Raw genomic sequence first — 18,507 nt, 5'->3', positions numbered from 1 at the left:
GCTTGTAGTTATTGCGGGTCTTTTCCGGCCCGAAGCGCCAGTTTCAACGCTTTTTTCTGATCGCGGCGTATACGGAAAAAGTTGCTGAGGGTGGCGGCGCACTCTTCTGCCAGCACGCCCGAGACGATTTCTACCTGATGATTCATGCCTGGATGGCGCAGAATATCCACCAGCGACCCCACCGCTCCGGTTTTTTCATCGGCCGCACCGTATACCAAACGACGGATGCGGCTGTGCACCATAGCCCCGGCACACATCACGCAAGGCTCCAGCGTGACATACAGCGTGGCATTCAGCAGGCGGTAATTCTGCAAGACCGCCCCCCCCTGCCGCAGCGCCATAATTTCAGCATGAGCGGTGGGATCGTGGCGGCCGATTGGCCGGTTCCAACCTTCGCCGATCACCTGATTGTCGAGCACCAGCAGCGCCCCAACCGGCACCTCACCTTCTTCCTGCGCACGTTGAGCCAGGCTTAATGCCTGACGCATCCAATACTCATCACTATATTCATTCACCACATCAATCCTCGTGCGCATCGCGGCGGACATTATACACAGTAGATCCTTTTGCCACAGTCACTCGGCCATGTTGATGCAAATAAGCATGAAAAACCCTGAACCTGCCACGGTTGTCGATCGCTTAAAACACCACCAACAAATCAATAACATCACATTTAATAATGATTAAATTTTGTTCATTCCTTAGGAGTTAAGATAACTTTAATAAAGCATTGGAAAATCAAGCTGTAAAATTAAGCAAATTTTGTCTAGCTAAATTGTGATAGATCATATTCTCTTAAGCATTAGCGCGGTAATGTTTACCTCACGCAAAAAGCCTTTATAAGGAGTAGGTTATGGCTGCCTCAACATTCTTTATCCCTTCCGTCAACATGATTGGTTCCGGTTGCCTGGAAGACGCGGCAAAAACCATGAGAGAACATGGTCTGCATCACGCACTGATCGTTACCGACAAGGTTCTGAACGGCATTGGCGTCGTAGCTCAGGTACAGGCGCTGTTAGCGGCACAGGACATTGAAAGCTGCGTCTATGACGGCACGCATCCCAACCCGACCACGGAAAACGTAAAACAGGGTCTGGAACTGCTGCGCGAACATCGCTGCGACTGTGTCGTTTCTCTGGGTGGCGGTTCGCCGCATGACTGCGCAAAAGGGATTGCCCTGGTCGCCGCTAACGGCGGGGAAATCAAAGACTATGAAGGGGTTGATCGCTCCGCCAAACCACAACTGCCGGTCGTCGCGATCAATACCACTGCGGGTACCGCTTCAGAGATGACGCGTTTTTGCATCATCACCGACGAAGCACGCCACATCAAAATGGCGATTGTCGACAAGCACGTTACCCCAATCCTGTCGGTCAACGATCCTCACCTGATGGCTGGCATGCCAAAGGGCCTGACCGCCGCCACCGGTATGGATGCTTTGACCCACGCTATCGAAGCTTATGTCTCCAGCGCCGCCAACCCAATCACCGATGCCTGTGCGCTGAAAGCCGCCACCATGATTGCCGAGTCTTTACGTGATGCGGTCAACGACGGGCAAAACATGCAGGCGCGCGAGAACATGGCCTATGCCCAGTTCCTGGCCGGTATGGCATTTAATAACGCCTCATTGGGTTATGTGCACGCAATGGCGCACCAGTTGGGTGGCTTCTACAACCTGCCCCATGGCGTCTGTAACGCCGTACTGTTGCCACACGTGCAAGAGTTCAATACTCAGGTTGCCGCCGGGCGTCTGAAAGACATTGCCGCCGCTATGGGCGTAAATGTTACAGGCCTTAGCGATGAGCAAGGGGCGGCCGCTTGTATCGCTGCCATTCGCCAACTGGCGAAAGATGTGGGAATTCCTGCTGGCTTACGCGATCTGCAGGTCAAAGAAGAAGACTTTGCTACGTTAGCCACTAACGCCCTGAACGATGCCTGCGGATTCACCAATCCAATCCAGGCGAGCCACGAACAGATCGTGGCAATCTTTAAAGCAGCCATGTAACCGCTGCCAGGCTCCCTCGTTTTACTGGGGGAGCCTTATTTAATCCAACTGCTGTAACTCACCTTCTTTACCCACCCGCCAGCGGTGTTCGCAAAAATAGAGTAAAGGGTTATCCTGCTTGCTGTCGCTGTAGCCACTAAACAGTTTCAATGGCGCTCCCAGGCGCTGCTCCAGTTGCACCACCTTTTGTTCGCCCAGGCAGCGCATGGGCAACACCCAGCCCCCGTAGCGACGCACAATGCGGCTCCCCACCAACCGTACCCGTGGCAGGAACGCAGAATCCCGATAAACCTGCTCCACCAGCCGTTCCGGCGAGCCGGTGATCAGCCATACCTGAGCATCCTGGGCATCCAGGTACTGGCGCAAACGCATCTGCACGACCGGAAACGCGGTGACCTTACGGCGAAAATAGTCGACAAATTTCGCCTCCAGCGCTTTCAGCCTGGCCTCTGTTCGACCAACGGTCATTGCCCACAATAGCAGGCTCATGGGCCAGCGAGTCGCCCGCCCACCGATCAACAAACCCAATCCGATAATGGGCAACAGCGGCACCACCAGCACCAGGTTCAACGGCAGATGCCGTAGCAAAAAGCGCAAGAAACTGCCAAACATGTCTTCCTGATGCAAGGTGCCATCCAGATCGAAAAATACCACGCGCCGGGCCTGTGCAACCGGTTTTTCCGTCAAGCGTTACTCCTCGGGATCGTTGACCCCCATTATGCAGGTGAAAATACAACCGGCTATTATCCTAGTCACTAGGCCGAGCAGATACAACCGACATTGGTCAACGCCAAAGGCGTGTTAACTCATCAAGTCATAGTGTTGCTGCTCGCAAAAATGATTGCTGCCCGTTTTGCCACCGGCGTGGCAGAATGCCAACTGGCTCAAAGGAAAAAACCATGAGTACCCTTCTTCGCATTCGTCAGATGTACCCAACGCTGGCGCAAAACGATCGCAAACTGGCGGACTTTCTGTTGGATAACGCTGAACAGGTCCGTCACCTCAGCTCACAAAAGCTGGCCCAGTTGGCCGGTGTCAGCCAATCGAACGTGGTCAAGTTCGCCCAGAAACTGGGCTACATATGGCGCTGCTCCAGCACGAGCTCGATCAAACCCACGATCGCATCCACCACAGCGAACAATTAGTGAAAAAACGGGTATAAGGCGTATAATCTGCGCTCTGCGAAATACCCCTGTAAATAATGAGAGAGTTGCCATGGCCCTGCTAATCACACGCAAATGTATCAACTGCGATATGTGCGAGCCGGAATGCCCGAACCAGGCGATTTCGATGGGGGATGAGATTTATCAGATCGATGCCAACCGCTGCACCGAATGCGTGGGGCATTACGAGACCCCAACCTGCCAGCAGGTGTGCCCGATCGATAACACCATCATTACCGATCCGCAGCACGTAGAGAACCAGGAACAGCTGTGGGACAAGTTTGTCGTGCTGCACCATGCCGATAGTTTGTGAGTTAAACGCCCCTCACCCTAACCCTCTCCCAAAGGGAGAGGGAACCGATCGAGTTCGCTAATTTTTCTGCGCAATACCCCAGCATCCTTCTTTCTTGTACCCACTTCCCGAAGGTGCACGGGCCAACCAAGCACTCCGGACAGCTCCCTCTCCCTGTGGGAGAGGGTTGGGGAGAGGGGGACTGAAAGTGTCACAGATTGACTCCGGCACCTGACAACCACTCAGGGCTGATCCTTCCTTACCCCTCGATGATCACCGTGGCACAGGCATAACGGCGTTCATCTGCCAGAGAAACGTGGATCGACTTCACCCCCATTTCCTGTGCCAGCTCGGCAGCACGTTCATGCAGCCGGATATTGGGTTTCCCCAGGCCATCATTGAACACTTCGAACTGATTGAACGCCAGGCCGTTGCGGATGCCGGTGCCGAACGCCTTGGCGGCGGCCTCTTTGACCGCAAAACGTTTCGCCAGGAAGCGTACCGGCTGCTGATGCTGCTGATACACCTCCCATTCAGCCGGGCTTAACACCCGGCGAGCCAGGCGATCGCCACTGCGTTCCACCACCGCTTCGATACGCGCCATCTCCACGATGTCGGTTCCCAAGCCCAGTACCGCCATTAGCGACGCGCTTCCCGCATCAGCAGTTTCATGTCCGCCACCGCGGCTGGTAAACCGCTCATCACCGCCTGACCAATAATGGCATGGCCGATATTCAGCTCATGCATCTCTGGCAGCGCGGCAATCGGCTGTACGTTATGGTAGGTCAAACCGTGGCCTGCATTCACCTTCAGGCCTTTGCTGGCCGCGTAGGTGGCCGCTTTGGCAATACGCTTGAGCTCGGCTTGAATGGCCAGATCGCCCTGCGCTTCAGCATAGGCACCGGTATGGATCTCGATATAAGGCGCACCGACGGCCACTGCCGCGTCGATCTGACGATGGTCGGCATCGATAAACAACGAAACCAAAATGCCAGCCTGTGCCAGGCGTTCAACCGCCACGGCCATTTTATCCTGCTGCCCGGCCACGTCTAGCCCGCCTTCGGTGGTCACTTCCTGGCGCTTTTCCGGCACCAGACAACAAAATTGAGGTTTCAGCTCAATGGCAATATCCAGCATTTCATCGGTGACGGCCATTTCCAGGTTCATACGGGTCTGGATGGTTTGGCGCAGGATACGCACGTCGCGGTCGGTGATATGACGGCGATCTTCACGCAGATGAACGGTGATGCCATCGGCCCCCGCCTGCTCGGCAATAAATGCCGCCTGCACCGGGTCCGGGTAATTGGTGCCGCGCGCATTACGTAACGTGGCAATATGATCGATATTGACGCCCAGCAGTAAATCAGCCATGACAACCCTCTACTAAGTCATTTTCAGTAGCAGCAGTTTACACGGGCGAACAAAACGGCAAAAGCAGAAACCGCTTAGGCTTCGTCGACGGGGGAGTCGGGTTGTTTGCGCACGAACTGGCGAAACAGTTCACGGCTCTTCAGCGGCTTACCGCCGAGATAGGGTTTTAGCGCCATGCGGGTAAAGCGCTTGGCTGCACGCAGGGTTGCAGCATCGGGGAATTGGCGTTCATCCAGGGCGCGGAGTTCACGGCCGGTAAAACTGTAATGATCCACCACCAGGCTGGCGATAAAGCCTTTTTCTTCACGATAGCGATAGGTCATGCCGTCATCCACCGGCTCACCGCTACCCGCACAATGGAGGAAATCCAGCCCATAACCCAGGTGCCCCAACAGCGCCAACTCGAACTGCCGCAGGGCATGTTCCGGGGAACTGTCCTCCGCCGCCAAAGCCTGTAAGCATTGCAGATAATCGAAGAACAACACCGAATAGTTGCCTTCCTGCTCCAGCACCCGTGACAACAGTTCGTTCACGTAAAGACCGCTGTAAAGCATCATGCCAGTGAGGGGTAAACCAAGGGAGACCGCTTCGGCACCGCGCAGCGTTTTGACTTCGCCACGACCGCCCCAGCGTACCAACAGAGGAGTAAAGGGTTGCAAGCAACCCTTTAGATTGGAACGGCGACTGCGTGCGCCTTTTGCCAGCAAGCGCACCCGCCCATGACCTTCCGTGAACAGGTCCAGCATCAGGCTGGTTTCACTAAAGGGCCGCCCATGCAGGACGAAAGCGCGCTCCCAGCCATCCATAGGAGGTATTACTTCAGATCGTCGGTATAGCCCAGGCTACGCAGCGCACGTTCGTCGTCCGCCCAGCCCGATTTCACTTTCACCCACAGTTCCAGATGCACTTTGGCTTCAAACATCTGTTCCATGTCCTGACGGGCTTCAATACCGATGGTCTTGATCTTCGACCCTTTGTTGCCGATGACCATCTTCTTCTGGCCTTCACGCTCAACCAGGATCAGACCGTGCACGTCATAACCACCGCGCTCGTTCGGGACAAACTGTTCGATCTCGACCGTCACCGAGTAAGGCAGCTCCTCACCCAGGAAACGCATCAGCTTTTCACGGATGATTTCCGACGCCATAAAGCGCTGGGAACGGTCAGTGATGTAATCGTCCGGGAAGTGGTGTTCCGCTTCCGGCAACACTTTGCGTGCGATAGCCGCGATAGTGTCCACATTCATGCCTTTTTCGGCAGAGATCGGCACCACATCGAGGAAGTTCATCTGCTGGCTGAGAAACGCAATGTGCGGCAACAGCTTGGATTTGTCGGTAACGTTATCGACCTTGTTGATCGCCAGCAGAACCGGGCATTTCAGGCTGCGTAGTTTGTTGACCACCATTTCGTCATCTGCGGTCCAGTTCGTGCCTTCCACTACGAAGATCACCAGCTCGACGTCACCGATTGAGCTGCTGGCCGCGCGGTTCATCAACCGGTTGATGGCACGCTTTTCTTCGATATGCAGACCCGGCGTGTCGACGTAAATGGCCTGATAAGCGCCATCGGTATCGATACCCATGATGCGGTGACGGGTCGTCTGTGGTTTACGCGAGGTGATGGAGACTTTTTGCCCCAGCAGTTGGTTCAGCAACGTGGATTTGCCCACGTTGGGACGACCTACGATCGCAATAAAACCGCAGTATTGTTTTTCTTCGCTCATTCAAGCTCCAGCTTTTTCAGCGCTTGTTCCGCTGCTGCCTGCTCGGCTTTACGGCGGCTTGAGCCGGTGCCCACGACGGGCTCGCTCAAACCACTCACCTGACAGTGGATAGTAAACTCCTGATCGTGCGCCTCACCGCGAACCTGCACCACCAGATATGTTGGCAACGGCAGATGACGACCTTGTAAAAACTCCTGCAAGCGGGTTTTCGGGTCTTTCTGCTTATCACCGGGGCTGATTTCGTCCAACCGGCTACGATACCAGTCCAAAATCAGGCGCTCGACGTTTTGAATATCGCTATCCAGGAACACTCCGCCAATCAGTGCCTCCACCGTATCCGCCAGGATCGACTCGCGGCGGAATCCACCACTTTTCAGCTCACCCGGCCCAAGGCGTAAACACTCGCCCAGATCGAATTCGCGCGCCATCTCAGCCAACGTATTGCCCCGCACCAGCGTGGCACGCATGCGGCTCATGTCTCCCTCGTCTACGCGAGGAAAACGCTGGTAGAGCGCATTGGCGATGACAAAACTAAGGATCGAATCACCCAGAAACTCAAGACGTTCATTGTGTTTACTGCTGGCGCTACGGTGAGTTAACGCTTGCAGTAAGAGCTCCTGCTGTTGAAAAGTGTAGCCCAGCTTCCGCTGCAGCCTGTTTATTACGATGGGGTTCATGAGTTACCAATAGATCAAGAATGCGTCAAAAACTTGCAGCATACGGAACAGGCCTGCTTTGCCAAAAGCCAATCCAAAGCTGTTTCGTTTGCAGTGGCGCCCAAAAGGGGCCAACTTTTATCGCTCGAGGGGCTATTCTACAACGAGTGGAAATATATTGCTGCGTTTATATAGACCCATTGCCTGTCAAACTGCAGCCTAATTGGCTGCAGTTTGCAAAACGCTATTAGTGAATACCACCGATACGGCTCAATCTGACGCCCGTTGGCCATTCACCTTCCTGCTTTTCAAAACTCATCCATATCGCAGTGGCTTTACCTACCAGATTCTTCTCAGGTACGAACCCCCAATAACGGCTGTCGGCGCTATTATCGCGGTTATCACCCATCATGAAGTAATGGCCGGCGGGTACTACCCACTCGGCCAACTGCTGGCCTGACTGCTGATAGTAAGCACCAACCTGATCTTGTGCACCGGGCACGGTCAGAATGCGATGAGTCACGTTACCCAGCGTTTCCTTGCGCTCACCAAGGCGAATACCGCCCTGTGGCACGTTATCCTTCAGTGGGATCTGGAAGAAACCGTTGCTGGCTTCGCCCATGCCGCTGCGGGTAAACATTTGCACAAAATCGCTCGGTTGCATATCGCTGTAGGTGACCGCCAATGCGGTATCGCACGCCTGGCCACTATTACAGGATTCTTGCACCGTCACGCGCTTATTCACCGGATCATAGGTCACGCGATCGCCAGGTACGCCAATCACACGTTTGATATAATCCAGTTTGGTATCACGTGGATATTTAAATACCGCAATATCACCGCGTTTGGGATGACCGGTTTCAATTAGCGTGGTCTGGGTGATCGGATCCTTTATGCCGTAGGCAAATTTTTCCACCAGGATGAAATCACCAATCAGCAGCGTTGGCATCATTGAGCCTGAAGGGATCTGGAACGGTTCGTAAATAAACGAACGCACCACAAACACCAACAGCAATACCGGGAACACCGAAGCGCCGGTTTCAACCCAACCCGGCTGCCTGGCCACTTTCGCCAAGGCCGCTTCGTCGACCGCACCGGCCGTCTGTGCATTGACCTCCGCGATTTTCGCTCGGCGTGCCGGCGCCCATTTAAAGCGCTCAAAGCACCAGATGATCCCGGTCACCAACGTGGCAATCGCCAGGATCAAGGCAAACATATTCGCCATGCAAACTCCCTAGTTACGCGAGCTTTCGCTCTTACTTACCGTCTTTACCCACGTGCAGAATGGCCAGGAACGCTTCCTGCGGCAACTCAACGTTACCCACCTGCTTCATGCGTTTTTTACCGTCTTTCTGCTTCTGCAACAGCTTCTTCTTACGGCTGACATCGCCGCCATAGCACTTGGCGAGCACGTTTTTACGCAGCTGTTTCACCGTAGAACGAGCGATGATATGAGTGCCGATCGCCGCCTGGATCGCAATATCGAATTGCTGGCGTGGGATCAGATCTTTCATTTTTTCGACCAGGTCACGGCCACGATACTGCGCGTTATCACGGTGAGTGATCAGCGCCAGCGCATCTACGCGTTCGTTGTTGATCAACACGTCAACGCGCACCATGTCCGAAGTTTGGAAACGTTTGAAGTTATAGTCCAGCGACGCGTAACCGCGCGAGGTGGATTTCAAACGGTCAAAGAAGTCTAGCACCACTTCGGCCATGGGGATTTCGTAGGTCAGCGCCACCTGGTTACCGTGGTAAACCATGTTGGTCTGTACACCACGTTTCTCAATACACAGCGTGATCACGTTGCCCAGATATTCCTGCGGCATCAGCATGTGACACTCCGCAATCGGCTCACGCAATTCAGCGATGTTATTCAACGGCGGCAGCTTGGAAGGGCTATCGACGTAGATGGTTTCATTACTGGTGGTTTCGACTTCATACACTACCGTAGGTGCCGTAGTGATCAGTTCCAGATCGTATTCACGCTCCAGACGCTCCTGAATGATCTCCATGTGCAGCAGCCCCAGGAAACCACAGCGGAAGCCAAAGCCCAAGGCGGTGGAGCTTTCTGGCTCATAGAACAGGGAAGCGTCGTTCAGGCTCAGCTTGCCCAGCGCATCGCGGAAGGCTTCATAATCGTCGGAACTGATCGGGAACAGACCGGCATATACCTGTGGCTTCACTTTTTTAAAGCCTGGCAGCATTTTGTCTGCCGGCTGGCGAGCCAGCGTCAAGGTATCGCCCACCGGCGCGCCGAGGATATCTTTAATGGCGCAGACCAACCAACCTACTTCGCCACAGTTCAGCACGTCGCGATCGACACGTTTCGGGGTGAAAATCCCCAGGCGATCGGCGTTATAGGTTTGGCCGGTGCTCATGACCTTAACTTTATCGCCCTTGCGCAGGGTGCCGTTTTTCACCCGGATCAGGGAGACAACGCCAAGGTAGTTATCAAACCAGGAGTCGATGATCAGCGCTTGCAGCGGCGCATCCGCATCACCTTCTGGTGGCGGGATATCACGCACCAGACGCTCCAGCACCTCCGGCACGCCAACGCCGGTTTTTGCCGAGCAGCGCACCGCGTCAGTCGCATCTATACCCACGATATCTTCGATTTCCTGTGCAGCGCGATCCGGATCGGCGGCTGGCAGGTCAATCTTGTTCAACACCGGCACCACTTCCAGATCCATGTCCAGTGCGGTATAGCAGTTGGCCAAGGTCTGGGCTTCTACGCCCTGCCCGGCATCCACCACCAGCAATGCACCTTCACAGGCGGCCAGTGAGCGGGAAACCTCATAGGAGAAGTCAACGTGCCCAGGGGTGTCGATAAAGTTAAGGTGATAAACCTGCCCATCAGTGGCTTTATAGTCGAGCGTCACGCTCTGCGCTTTGATGGTAATACCACGCTCACGCTCCAGATCCATAGAATCCAGCACCTGTGCAGCCATTTCACGTTCGGTCAGGCCGCCGCAGATTTGGATAATACGGTCAGACAACGTCGACTTGCCGTGGTCAATATGGGCAATGATAGAAAAATTTCTTATGTGTTTCATTTAATTAGTTTTTCTGCCTTGGTATTTCTGAATTACTCGCCTATGGAACCCGCATGGACATAAAGCGACGGTGAATGGGTCGGCTATTTTTCGCCTGAATCGCAGCATTCTACATGCCACAACACTGAAAACCTAGCAATCGGTGTAGGGAAGCTATTCGATTATACGTTGTTTAGTGTTACAACGCGCCGCAGTTGATGAAAGCAGGTATTAACGCGGTGTAGCCCTGATAAAAGTTGTGGGTTAATTACGCCAATCCTCTTGGAGCAGAGAATATTTACCCGGTGGTAATACATATTACGCGATTACGCAATAAACCCAATCTTAATTATTTAATAAATAATATTTTTATCAATAACTTACAGTTAAATAGCAACGCATTTTATTTCGGATAAACCTCATATACGCTCCCTTACCCCTCGGTTACAAGTGGCAGGAACTTTGGATAAAAACAGACTTCAGGGGCACTACGACATCGGCAAGCCCACCAGAGTTCACCAGCATCTCCTCTAAACATTGATTGGAAGGTTTATCATGATCGATAAAGGGCAAATGCTGAGCCGGCACGATTTTTCCAAGGTCAACTGGGGCATTTTGGCAGCGGTAACGCTGCTGTTCACACTCGGTGCGGCGCTGTTGTTAATGCCGTTATTGAGCAACATGGAAGATCCTCACGTTCTGGCCTTACTGCAAGCCGGCGTGGCTAGCATTCTGTTAGGCACTATTTTGTTGGCATTACGCCATTATCTGCAACCAATGCTGACCTATCGCCTGTATGAGCACGGCGTGCGCGTGCTGGATCAGCGCAGTCATAAAGAACGGTTTATTGCGTTTGAAAAGATTGCCGATATCTACCGTTCTCGCGGTAGCAGGCTGCTTGGCGGACTGAACGACAATATGGCGTTTCGCACCTCGGAGTCGGCGTTCTGGTACAGCATCAAGAGCAATATTTCTCACTCCCGGCAGTTGATTGAAACCCTGATCCAGCAACAGATCCAGCTGCGTGGACCGCTGGCATTAAATTCGCTTTATCAGGGGGAAATATTGACCTTCGGCTATCTCAATAGCGGAAGAGGTTGGCTTGGTTCGTGGCAACGGAAGCCGACCCAAACATTACGGCTTAGCGCTACCACGTTGAGTACCGCCCAGGCCCAGGTTCAGATCGAAAAGATCCACCGGCTGGAAAACAATATGCAGCGAGGCACCCTTCGTTTGCTGGATTTACAAGGCAATGAGCTGTTTTCGCTGGGCTATGGCTCGCTGTTCAGCGCCGATCTGTTTGTTGCGCTGATGGAGCATATGATCAACAACCGCATCCCCGCCTATAACAACCCGGCGATGACGCGGCCGCCGTATTAAATCGGGGATTCGGTTTCGGTGTGCAACCGCAAGGCATCGGGCGGCAAACCGATTTGCAGCACCACGGGTTGATAATTGGCCTGTTCGCCGAGGCGTTTTGCCAATGTACGGGCGATCAGGAAAGCGAGGCCGCCCCCCAAAACCCCACCGAGTGCCGCCGCAGCGTCACTGCCCAACCACCATTGCAGTAGGCCACCGCCTAGCATCATGCCTAATAACGGGGTGAGATAGACCAGCATCGCCGAGCGCAACAGGCTGCCTTCGGCGATACCGACTTCGACGCGCTGGCCGGGTTCCAGAGGCTGGGCGATTGCCACCTGCAAGTGATGTTCACTTTCAGGCACCAGTTCGTCAAATGCGCGAGCACCGCAGCCAGAGCGCGCGGTGCAACTGCCACAGCCGACTTTAGGCTCACAACGCAACTGTGCCACGCCCTGTTGCCACGAGATCACCGTGGCCCACTCTTTCATCATTTCGGCGCTACCTTGAAAGTAATACTGTCGGCAATGCGTTTCGCCGTTGAAGGAGGTAATTCCCCAACCACGGTAATTTCATTGCCATTACGAATTTCGGTTTGGATGGTGCGCCGGCCCTGACGATAAAACTGTTGGCTGGTATTGCTGCCCGAAGGGCTGATGTTAACCGAGAAGCTGAACAAGCCATCGCTATAAAGCCGCGATTCAACCGGCACCGCCACATTCGGTAACTTGCGGCGATTACGCGCCACCTCGTTAACGCCAGCGGGCAACCAACCGGCATTCCAGGCCAGCTTAACGTCTTCAGCGGCGGGTAAAGTCAATAGCGGTGGCAGATTGGCCTTGAGCAACGGTTGCATGACGTTTTTCACCTGATCGCCCACCACTACCGAGATGACCCGATACTGTTCCAGCGTTTCGCCATCACGATCGAGCAAATCGACCCGAAGCGGCAACTTGGTCTCCATATCCATCCAGACCACATAGCTGTAACGGGAACCGTCACGAGCCACGACGCGGTAGACGTCACAAGGCCGATCGGAAATGCGGGTGCGACCAACGGAGATGAAGTCGTAGTATTTCGCCAGATAGGCGAAATCGGCAAACACGATGGCGGGCAAGGCATCGACGATGTGATCGCCAGACAACGTGAACGGTTCCAGACCAGGTTCAAAATAGCTGATCCCACCACCGCGTTGCAGCACTTCCCGACGAGGGCCATCCATATGCAGCAACTGCCCAAGGGGCTGCTTATCGATCACCGCATGGCGATAGCGTAATGACTCTATCCCCTGCTTGCTGATGCTGATATAGGCGAGTTCATAGTTGAGTGAACGGCTGGCACTACTCATTTGTTGCAATAACGCCCCGGACGCAGATTCCTGCGCCGAGGCGATTGTTGAATTGAGCAGGCTGCCCGTTAAAAGACAAACGGAGAACCAGATTTGCTTCATTACTGCTGTTGCATTCCTAAAGACTGAGTTCCAGGAACCTGAACTGCGGCCTGCTGCGGCCTGCTTTGTTCAAGTTGCAGCTGATCGGAGTGCAAACGGCGTTGCAACTCGTAATCCTGCAACATGGCATTAATGCGCTTACGCTGTTCCTGCACCTGCTGCTGTTGGCCGCTGCCGGTTGAGAAACTGTCTGCCGGGACGCCCAGGCTGACCGGGGAAGCTTGCCCCATGATTGGCAGCGTATTGAACGCTGGTGCTTCAGCCGCGCCAGGTTGGGAAGTTGGCTGATTGTACTGTTGCACACCCACGATCACTGCCAGTGAGACACAAGCGGCAACGCCGACTTGAGTAAGCTGACTAGCCCAAGGACGAACCTTGTGCCAGAACGGCAGTTTACCCCAGGTGTGAGGTTGCGGTTGAGATTCGGGGATTGCCGAAGGAACCAGACGAGCGGGCTCTTTTTCCAATGCGGCAGCAACACGGTCTGCGATATCGAAATGCATGACTTGCCCGATATCACCCCGTAACGTGTCACGGATTAGGTGATAGCTCTGCCAGCTTTGTTGAAGCGCCCGATCTTTACTCAATGAACTCAGCAGCTCATTGTCGAGCATTTCACCATCCATCAGAGCGGAAAGCTTTTCTTTCTGCATGCCTAAGTACCCTTCCAGTGTCCGCTATCGCTAACGTTGGATCAGCGGTTGAACTTTATTATCGATAGCCTCCCGAGCACGGAAAATACGCGAACGTACGGTTCCGACCGGGCAATCCATGATGGCGGCTATCTCTTCGTAGCTTAGACCATCCAACTCCCGCAGGGTTATCGCCATGCGAAGATCCTCTGGGAGTGACTCAATGGTACGGAAAACTATCTGTCTCAGTTCTTCTGACAACATTAAGTTCTCAGGGTTCGAAATTTCTTTCAGTGCACCCGCACTTTCGTAATTTTCGGCATCATTGGCATCCACATCGCTTGATGGTGGGCGCCGGCCCTGAGCAACCAGATAATTTTTTGCTGTATTGACAGCAATTCGATACAACCAGGTGTAAAAGGCGCTATCGCCACGGAACGACTCCAGTGCGCGATAAGCTTTAATAAACGACTCCTGCACCACATCCGGCACGTCGCCCTGTGGTACGTAGCGCGAAACGAGACTCGCCACTTTATGCTGGTAACGAATTACCAGTAAGTTAAACGATTTCTGATCGCCCTTCTGGACCCGCTCAACCAGAACCTGATCCGTTAACTGCTCGCTCATCCGAGGTAAATTCTCCCCAAATCTATCTCCACGCGTGAAATTGTACCGCCAGCCATACATTATTTTCCTGAGCAAGCACTCGCTTGGAGTTCATACGGAACGCTAAGTTCCATACAGCCATTGTTTTTTTGTTGATGTCACCTTGTCCGTGGCTTTTGCCCGGACAAGTAGGCTAACATGAATTTCACTGTTCTTCTGCACACATCATACGTTATGCAACCATCATCTGAACATGTTAGCGATGTACTGATCGTCGGTAGCGGTGCTGCTGGCCTCTCCCTGGCGTTGCGATTGGCGCAACATTGCAAGGTTACTGTACTCAGCAAAGGTCCGCTCAATGAAGGTGCGACCTTTTATGCCCAAGGCGGGATTGCCGCGGTGTTTGATGAAACGGACAGCATCGCCTCACACGTTGATGACACGCTGATCGCCGGAGCCGGCCTGTGTGATAAGGACGCCGTCGAGTTTATTGCCAGCAATGCGCGCCACTGTGTACAGTGGTTGATCGATCAGGGCGTGCTATTCGACACCGAAACCAATTCCCAAGGTGAAGAACGCTATCACCTGACGCGGGAAGGAGGACACAGCCATCGGCGCATCCTGCACGCCGCCGACGCCACCGGCAAAGAAGTAGAGACTACCCTGGTAGCGAAAGCAAGTGCTCACCCCAATATTTGCGTGATGGAGCGCCGCAATGCCGTCGACCTGATCACCTCCAACAAGATTGGCCTGCCAGGCACCAGGCGTGTAGTGGGCGCTTATGTCTGGAACCGTGAGCGGGAGCTGGTGGAAACCTACCGAGCCAAAACGGTGGTGTTAGCCACCGGCGGAGCAGCCAAGGTCTATCAATATACCACCAACCCGGATATCTCTTCGGGCGACGGCATCGCCATGGCCTGGCGCGCAGGGTGTCGGGTCGCCAATCTGGAATTCAACCAGTTCCATCCAACCTGTCTGTTCCACCCGCAGGCACGCAATTTCCTGCTAACCGAAGCGCTGCGCGGCGAAGGCGCCCACCTGAAACGCCCGGACGGCAGCCGCTTTATGCCAGACTTTGATCCCCGTGGTGAACTGGCACCGCGCGATATCGTCGCCCGTGCGATTGACCATGAGATGAAGCGCCTGGGTGCGGACTGCATGTATCTGGATATCAGCCACAAACCGGCGGAATTCATCACCCAGCACTTCCCGATGATCCACGAAAAGCTGATGACGCTGGGCTTTGACCTGACGCAACAGCCGATCCCGATCGTCCCTGCGGCACATTACACCTGCGGCGGCGTGATGGTCGATCAGCATGGCCGCACCGATCTGGACGGCCTGTATGCGATTGGCGAAGTGAGCTACACCGGCCTGCACGGTGCCAATCGCATGGCGTCCAACTCACTGCTGGAATGCCTGGTTTATGGCTGGTCCGCCGCCGAAGATATTCTGACACGCCTGCCTGCCATCAAGCTGGCCAAACAGTTGCCGCAGTGGGATGAAAGCCGGGTGGATGATTCGGATGAACGCGTAGTGATCCAGCATAACTGGCACGAACTGCGGCTGTTTATGTGGGACTACGTCGGGATCGTGCGCACCACCAAACGCCTGGAGCGGGCGCTACGCCGCATCAATACGCTGCAACAGGAGATCGACGAGTATTACGCCAACTTCCGCATCTCCAACAATCTGCTGGAACTACGTAATCTGGTGCAGGTGGCGGAACTGATTGTGCGCAGTGCGATGGAGCGCAAGGAAAGCCGTGGGCTGCATTACACACTGGATTACCCGGATATGTTGCCGGAGCCAAAACCCACCATTCTGCAACCCTGAAGCTTCAGTAGTTCAGATAGAAATCGGTGATCAACTGGCGGAAATCGGTGGTGTAGCTGCCATCCGCCAGTTTTATTGCCAGTTCAGCCTCTTCTTTCGCCACCGGTTTACGCGCTAATGCCAGCATCAAACGGTGCTTTGGCGTCTCGGCCCGGTCGCTGATATTCAGCCGCCGCGCGGTATGCCAGCCACGTTGGTGGGCATTCACTTCAAAAGCTTCACCGATCTCGTAGGGCAGCACCACGCAGAAATGGCCCTCCGCCGTTATCAATCGTTCGGCGCTATCCAGCAAGGCATCATGAGTCAGGGTTTCGGTATAGCGGGCATTGGTGCGGGCCAGGTCACGACAGGCGACGGAAGGCTCAAAATACGGTGGATTGCTGGCGATCAGATCGTAACAGTGGGCATGCCGTTGGGCAAAATGATGAATATCCTGGCTGTGCACCTGGATCTTCTGCGGCCAAGGTGACTCCCACACGTTGTCACGCGCCTGCAAGGCGGCAGCGTTATCCAGCTCAACCGCATCAATGGTGACCTCGCTAGCCGTGCGCTGTGCCAACATCAGAGCGATCAGCCCGCTACCGCAACCAATATCCAGCACCCGTTGCACGTTATCCACGGCAGCCCAGGCACCGAGCAATACCGCATCGGTACCCACTTTCATCGCGCAACGATCGTGGGCGACAAAGAACTGCTTAAAGGTAAAACCACCGCGGCGCGGGGTCGATTTAGTTTTAATTTGATTACTCACAATGGCCACCTGCAGACAAAACTGGCGTAGCATAAGGCAATCTGATTTAGGGTAAAAGTTAAAAAGGGTGAACCCTGCGGCCATCCCGTCTATAATCGGCGCCCCAAGTAGAGGTAGATAATGACAGCAACCAATTTTTCCGAACTCGAACTCGATGAGCGCCTGATCCTCGCTTTGCGTGATAAAGGCTACGATCGCCCCACCGCTATCCAGGCCGAGGCGATCCCGCCAGCCATGGACGGGCGCGACGTATTAGGTTCGGCGCCGACCGGCACGGGCAAAACCGCCGCATTCTTGCTGCCGGTTCTGCAACATCTGCTGGATTTCCCACGTAAGAAGTCTGGCCCACCACGCGTGCTGATCCTCACCCCGACGCGTGAGCTGGCAATGCAGGTGGCCGATCAGGCTCGTGAATTGGCTGCGCATACCTCGCTGGATATCGCCACCATCACCGGCGGCGTGGCATATATGAACCACGCCGAAGTCTTTAGCGAAAACCAGGACGTGGTAGTCGCTACTACCGGCCGTCTGCTGCAATACATCAAAGAAGAAAACTTTGACTGCCGCGCGGTAGAAACCCTGATCCTGGACGAAGCCGACCGCATGCTCGATATGGGCTTTGCGCAAGACATTGAGACCATCTCGGCCGAAACCCGCTGGCGTACCCAGACGTTGCTGTTTTCCGCAACGTTGGAAGGCGAAGCCATCCGCGAGTTTGCCGAGCGTATCCTGAAGGAACCGGTTGAGGTTGAAGCCGATCCGTCCCGTCGCGAACGTAAAAAAATCCTGCAATGGTATTACCGCGCCGATGACGTGAAGCATAAAACCGCCCTGCTGGTGCATCTGCTGCAACAGCCGGACGTACAGAAGTCAGTGATCTTTGTGCGTAAGCGCGAGCGTGTACATGAGCTGGCCGCCTGGCTGCGTGAAGCGGGCATCAATACCTGCTATCTCGAAGGGGAAATGGTGCAGGCCAAGCGTAACGAAGCGGTAAAACGCATGATGGATGGCCGCGTCAACGTGCTGGTCGCCACCGACGTTGCGGCGCGCGGGCTGGATATCCTGGATATCACCCACGTGTTCAACTTCGATATGCCGCGTACTGCCGATACCTATCTGCACCGCATTGGCCGTACTGGCCGCGCCGGGCGTAAAGGCACCGCCATTTCGCTGGTAGAAGCGCACGACCATCTGCTGCTGGGCAAAGTGGGGCGTTACCTCAATGAGCCACTGAAAGCCCGCGTGATCGACGAGCTACGCCCAACCACCAAGGTACCTAGCGAGAAGAGCAACGGTAAACCTTCGAAGAAGGTGCTGGCCAAGCGCGTCGAAGACAAGCTGAAGAACAAAGAGAAGGCCAAGGTGAAGGTACGCCATCGCGATGCGAAAAACGTCGGCAAGCGCCGCCAGCCAAAAGCCAAACCAGAGGCATAATCAGCCGTATGTTGCTAAAAAACCGCCTCTTGGGCGGTTTTTGCATTTTAGCGGCATAGAAAAGGGAGCCGAAGCTTAATGCCGGTCACTTAAGGTGACCGGCATTGTTTTTAAAGGGATATTTTGCCCTTTTCTCCCTGATTTCTCTTTCATACTCCCGTTCTCGTCTCGGCGGCAGTTTTAGCATCGCTGCA

The 18,507-nt window shown here is 54.5% G+C and carries 19 protein-coding genes and 1 pseudogene; 6 read left to right on the top strand and 14 right to left on the bottom strand.

What is annotated here, in order from left to right; genetic code table 11:
* Window positions 1-8: 8 nt before the first annotated feature.
* On the bottom strand, window positions 9-515 hold the full coding sequence (gene tadA, locus ABIE29_RS14695; protein ID WP_429619470.1) for a tRNA adenosine(34) deaminase TadA: 507 nt from the start codon (window positions 513-515) through the stop codon (window positions 9-11).
* Between the two features lie 338 nt (window positions 516-853).
* Here tadA and yiaY point away from each other — a divergent pair, with 338 nt between their 5' ends.
* Window positions 854-2,005 (top strand): L-threonine dehydrogenase, encoded by a 1,152-nt coding sequence (gene yiaY / locus ABIE29_RS14690; RefSeq protein ID WP_429619469.1) that lies wholly within the window; start codon window positions 854-856, stop codon window positions 2,003-2,005.
* A 39-nt stretch (window positions 2,006-2,044) separates the two neighbouring features.
* Here the strand turns inward: yiaY and yfhb are convergent, their stop codons facing one another.
* Window positions 2,045-2,692, bottom strand: a complete 648-nt coding sequence (yfhb, locus tag ABIE29_RS14685; protein WP_429619467.1) for a phosphatidylglycerophosphatase C — start codon at window positions 2,690-2,692, stop codon at window positions 2,045-2,047.
* A 212-nt stretch (window positions 2,693-2,904) separates the two neighbouring features.
* Between yfhb and ABIE29_RS14680 the strand changes: the two are divergent.
* Window positions 2,905-3,084, top strand: a pseudogene (locus ABIE29_RS14680) (MurR/RpiR family transcriptional regulator); the annotation flags it as partial.
* Between the two features lie 136 nt (window positions 3,085-3,220).
* The gene (locus tag ABIE29_RS14675) at window positions 3,221-3,481 is read left to right on the top strand and encodes a YfhL family 4Fe-4S dicluster ferredoxin (protein WP_021807691.1); all 261 of its coding nucleotides are present in this window, start codon (window positions 3,221-3,223) and stop codon (window positions 3,479-3,481) included.
* A gap of 238 nt (window positions 3,482-3,719) precedes the next feature.
* On the opposite strand, the gene acpS is transcribed toward ABIE29_RS14675, so the two are convergent.
* The 7 genes from acpS to lepA form a co-directional block, all read right to left on the bottom strand.
* Entirely contained in the window at window positions 3,720-4,100 is a 381-nt protein-coding gene (acpS, locus tag ABIE29_RS14670) for a holo-ACP synthase (protein WP_024486233.1), read from the bottom strand.
* Window positions 4,100-4,831 (bottom strand): pyridoxine 5'-phosphate synthase, encoded by a 732-nt coding sequence (gene pdxJ / locus ABIE29_RS14665; RefSeq protein ID WP_179245670.1) that lies wholly within the window; start codon window positions 4,829-4,831, stop codon window positions 4,100-4,102. Before pdxJ ends, acpS begins: the two co-directional genes overlap by 1 nt.
* Before the next feature lie 74 nt (window positions 4,832-4,905).
* Window positions 4,906-5,637: a DNA repair protein RecO gene (gene recO / locus ABIE29_RS14660; protein ID WP_429619466.1), complete on the bottom strand. Its 732-nt coding sequence runs from the start codon at window positions 5,635-5,637 to the stop codon at window positions 4,906-4,908.
* 8 nt (window positions 5,638-5,645) lie between these two features.
* The gene (era, locus tag ABIE29_RS14655) at window positions 5,646-6,554 is read right to left on the bottom strand and encodes a GTPase Era (protein WP_021178900.1); all 909 of its coding nucleotides are present in this window, start codon (window positions 6,552-6,554) and stop codon (window positions 5,646-5,648) included.
* A complete protein-coding gene (rnc, locus tag ABIE29_RS14650; protein ID WP_021178901.1) occupies window positions 6,551-7,231 on the bottom strand; it encodes a ribonuclease III in 681 nt (226 codons plus the stop codon). Before rnc ends, era begins: the two co-directional genes overlap by 4 nt.
* Before the next feature lie 226 nt (window positions 7,232-7,457).
* The gene (gene lepB / locus ABIE29_RS14645) at window positions 7,458-8,435 is read right to left on the bottom strand and encodes a signal peptidase I (protein WP_429619464.1); all 978 of its coding nucleotides are present in this window, start codon (window positions 8,433-8,435) and stop codon (window positions 7,458-7,460) included.
* 31 nt (window positions 8,436-8,466) lie between these two features.
* On the bottom strand, window positions 8,467-10,266 hold the full coding sequence (gene lepA, locus ABIE29_RS14640) for a translation elongation factor 4 (RefSeq protein ID WP_429619463.1): 1,800 nt from the start codon (window positions 10,264-10,266) through the stop codon (window positions 8,467-8,469).
* A gap of 534 nt (window positions 10,267-10,800) precedes the next feature.
* Between lepA and ABIE29_RS14635 the strand changes: the two genes are divergently transcribed.
* Window positions 10,801-11,625 carry a hypothetical protein gene (locus tag ABIE29_RS14635; RefSeq protein WP_429619462.1) on the top strand — a complete coding sequence of 275 codons (825 nt, stop codon included), beginning with the start codon at window positions 10,801-10,803 and terminating at the stop codon, window positions 11,623-11,625.
* On the opposite strand, the gene rseC is transcribed toward ABIE29_RS14635, so the two are convergent.
* Genes rseC through rpoE form a run of 4 tightly spaced genes read right to left on the bottom strand, consistent with a single transcriptional unit; the run spans window position 11,622 to window position 14,313 of the window.
* Complete coding sequence (gene rseC, locus ABIE29_RS14630; protein ID WP_429619461.1) at window positions 11,622-12,098, bottom strand: SoxR-reducing system protein RseC; 477 nt, start codon at window positions 12,096-12,098, stop codon at window positions 11,622-11,624. The genes ABIE29_RS14635 and rseC overlap by 4 nt on opposite strands.
* Entirely contained in the window at window positions 12,095-13,054 is a 960-nt protein-coding gene (gene rseB, locus ABIE29_RS14625) for a sigma-E factor regulatory protein RseB (RefSeq protein ID WP_429619460.1), read from the bottom strand. Before rseB ends, rseC begins: the two co-directional genes overlap by 4 nt.
* A complete protein-coding gene (rseA, locus tag ABIE29_RS14620) occupies window positions 13,054-13,707 on the bottom strand; it encodes an anti-sigma-E factor RseA (RefSeq protein ID WP_429619459.1) in 654 nt (217 codons plus the stop codon). The genes rseB and rseA overlap by 1 nt, the downstream gene beginning before the upstream one ends.
* Window positions 13,708-13,737: 30 nt before the next feature.
* Window positions 13,738-14,313, bottom strand: a complete 576-nt coding sequence (gene rpoE / locus ABIE29_RS14615; protein ID WP_012146382.1) for an RNA polymerase sigma factor RpoE — start codon at window positions 14,311-14,313, stop codon at window positions 13,738-13,740.
* Window positions 14,314-14,526: 213 nt separating this feature from the next.
* Here rpoE and nadB point away from each other — a divergent pair, with 213 nt between their 5' ends.
* Complete coding sequence (gene nadB, locus ABIE29_RS14610; protein WP_429619458.1) at window positions 14,527-16,128, top strand: L-aspartate oxidase; 1,602 nt, start codon at window positions 14,527-14,529, stop codon at window positions 16,126-16,128.
* 4 nt (window positions 16,129-16,132) lie between these two features.
* Here the strand turns inward: nadB and trmN are convergent, their stop codons facing one another.
* Window positions 16,133-16,912, bottom strand: coding sequence for a tRNA(1)(Val) (adenine(37)-N(6))-methyltransferase TrmN (gene trmN, locus ABIE29_RS14605; RefSeq protein ID WP_429619457.1), 780 nt, complete (start codon window positions 16,910-16,912; stop codon window positions 16,133-16,135).
* A gap of 87 nt (window positions 16,913-16,999) precedes the next feature.
* Here trmN and srmB point away from each other — a divergent pair, with 87 nt between their 5' ends.
* A complete protein-coding gene (gene srmB, locus ABIE29_RS14600; protein ID WP_429619456.1) occupies window positions 17,000-18,313 on the top strand; it encodes an ATP-dependent RNA helicase SrmB in 1,314 nt (437 codons plus the stop codon).
* Window positions 18,314-18,507: the final 194 nt, after the last annotated feature.

The organism is Serratia sp. 2723 (assembly GCF_050434425.1).
In the GTDB taxonomy this organism is placed as follows: domain Bacteria; phylum Pseudomonadota; class Gammaproteobacteria; order Enterobacterales; family Enterobacteriaceae; genus Chania.
Note: the sequence above shows the minus strand (reverse complement) of the source record. Positions and strands in the feature narration are given on the sequence as shown.

Excerpts from the sequence above, each read along its gene's own strand:
- yiaY (WP_429619469.1), top strand. The coding sequence starts at position 854 with ATGGCTGCCTCAACATTCTTTATCCCTTCCGTCAACATGATTGGTTCC.
- ABIE29_RS14675 (WP_021807691.1), top strand. The coding sequence starts at position 3,221 with ATGGCCCTGCTAATCACACGCAAATGTATCAACTGCGATATGTGCGAG.
- acpS (WP_024486233.1), bottom strand. The coding sequence starts at position 4,100 with ATGGCGGTACTGGGCTTGGGAACCGACATCGTGGAGATGGCGCGTATC.
- pdxJ (WP_179245670.1), bottom strand. The coding sequence starts at position 4,831 with ATGGCTGATTTACTGCTGGGCGTCAATATCGATCATATTGCCACGTTA.
- recO (WP_429619466.1), bottom strand. The coding sequence starts at position 5,637 with ATGGATGGCTGGGAGCGCGCTTTCGTCCTGCATGGGCGGCCCTTTAGT.
- era (WP_021178900.1), bottom strand. The coding sequence starts at position 6,554 with ATGAGCGAAGAAAAACAATACTGCGGTTTTATTGCGATCGTAGGTCGT.
- rnc (WP_021178901.1), bottom strand. The coding sequence starts at position 7,231 with ATGAACCCCATCGTAATAAACAGGCTGCAGCGGAAGCTGGGCTACACT.
- lepB (WP_429619464.1), bottom strand. The coding sequence starts at position 8,435 with ATGGCGAATATGTTTGCCTTGATCCTGGCGATTGCCACGTTGGTGACC.
- lepA (WP_429619463.1), bottom strand. The coding sequence starts at position 10,266 with ATGAAACACATAAGAAATTTTTCTATCATTGCCCATATTGACCACGGC.
- ABIE29_RS14635 (WP_429619462.1), top strand. The coding sequence starts at position 10,801 with ATGATCGATAAAGGGCAAATGCTGAGCCGGCACGATTTTTCCAAGGTC.
- rseC (WP_429619461.1), bottom strand. The coding sequence starts at position 12,098 with ATGATGAAAGAGTGGGCCACGGTGATCTCGTGGCAACAGGGCGTGGCA.
- rseB (WP_429619460.1), bottom strand. The coding sequence starts at position 13,054 with ATGAAGCAAATCTGGTTCTCCGTTTGTCTTTTAACGGGCAGCCTGCTC.
- rseA (WP_429619459.1), bottom strand. The coding sequence starts at position 13,707 with ATGCAGAAAGAAAAGCTTTCCGCTCTGATGGATGGTGAAATGCTCGAC.
- rpoE (WP_012146382.1), bottom strand. The coding sequence starts at position 14,313 with ATGAGCGAGCAGTTAACGGATCAGGTTCTGGTTGAGCGGGTCCAGAAG.
- nadB (WP_429619458.1), top strand. The coding sequence starts at position 14,527 with ATGCAACCATCATCTGAACATGTTAGCGATGTACTGATCGTCGGTAGC.
- trmN (WP_429619457.1), bottom strand. The coding sequence starts at position 16,912 with ATGCTACGCCAGTTTTGTCTGCAGGTGGCCATTGTGAGTAATCAAATT.
- srmB (WP_429619456.1), top strand. The coding sequence starts at position 17,000 with ATGACAGCAACCAATTTTTCCGAACTCGAACTCGATGAGCGCCTGATC.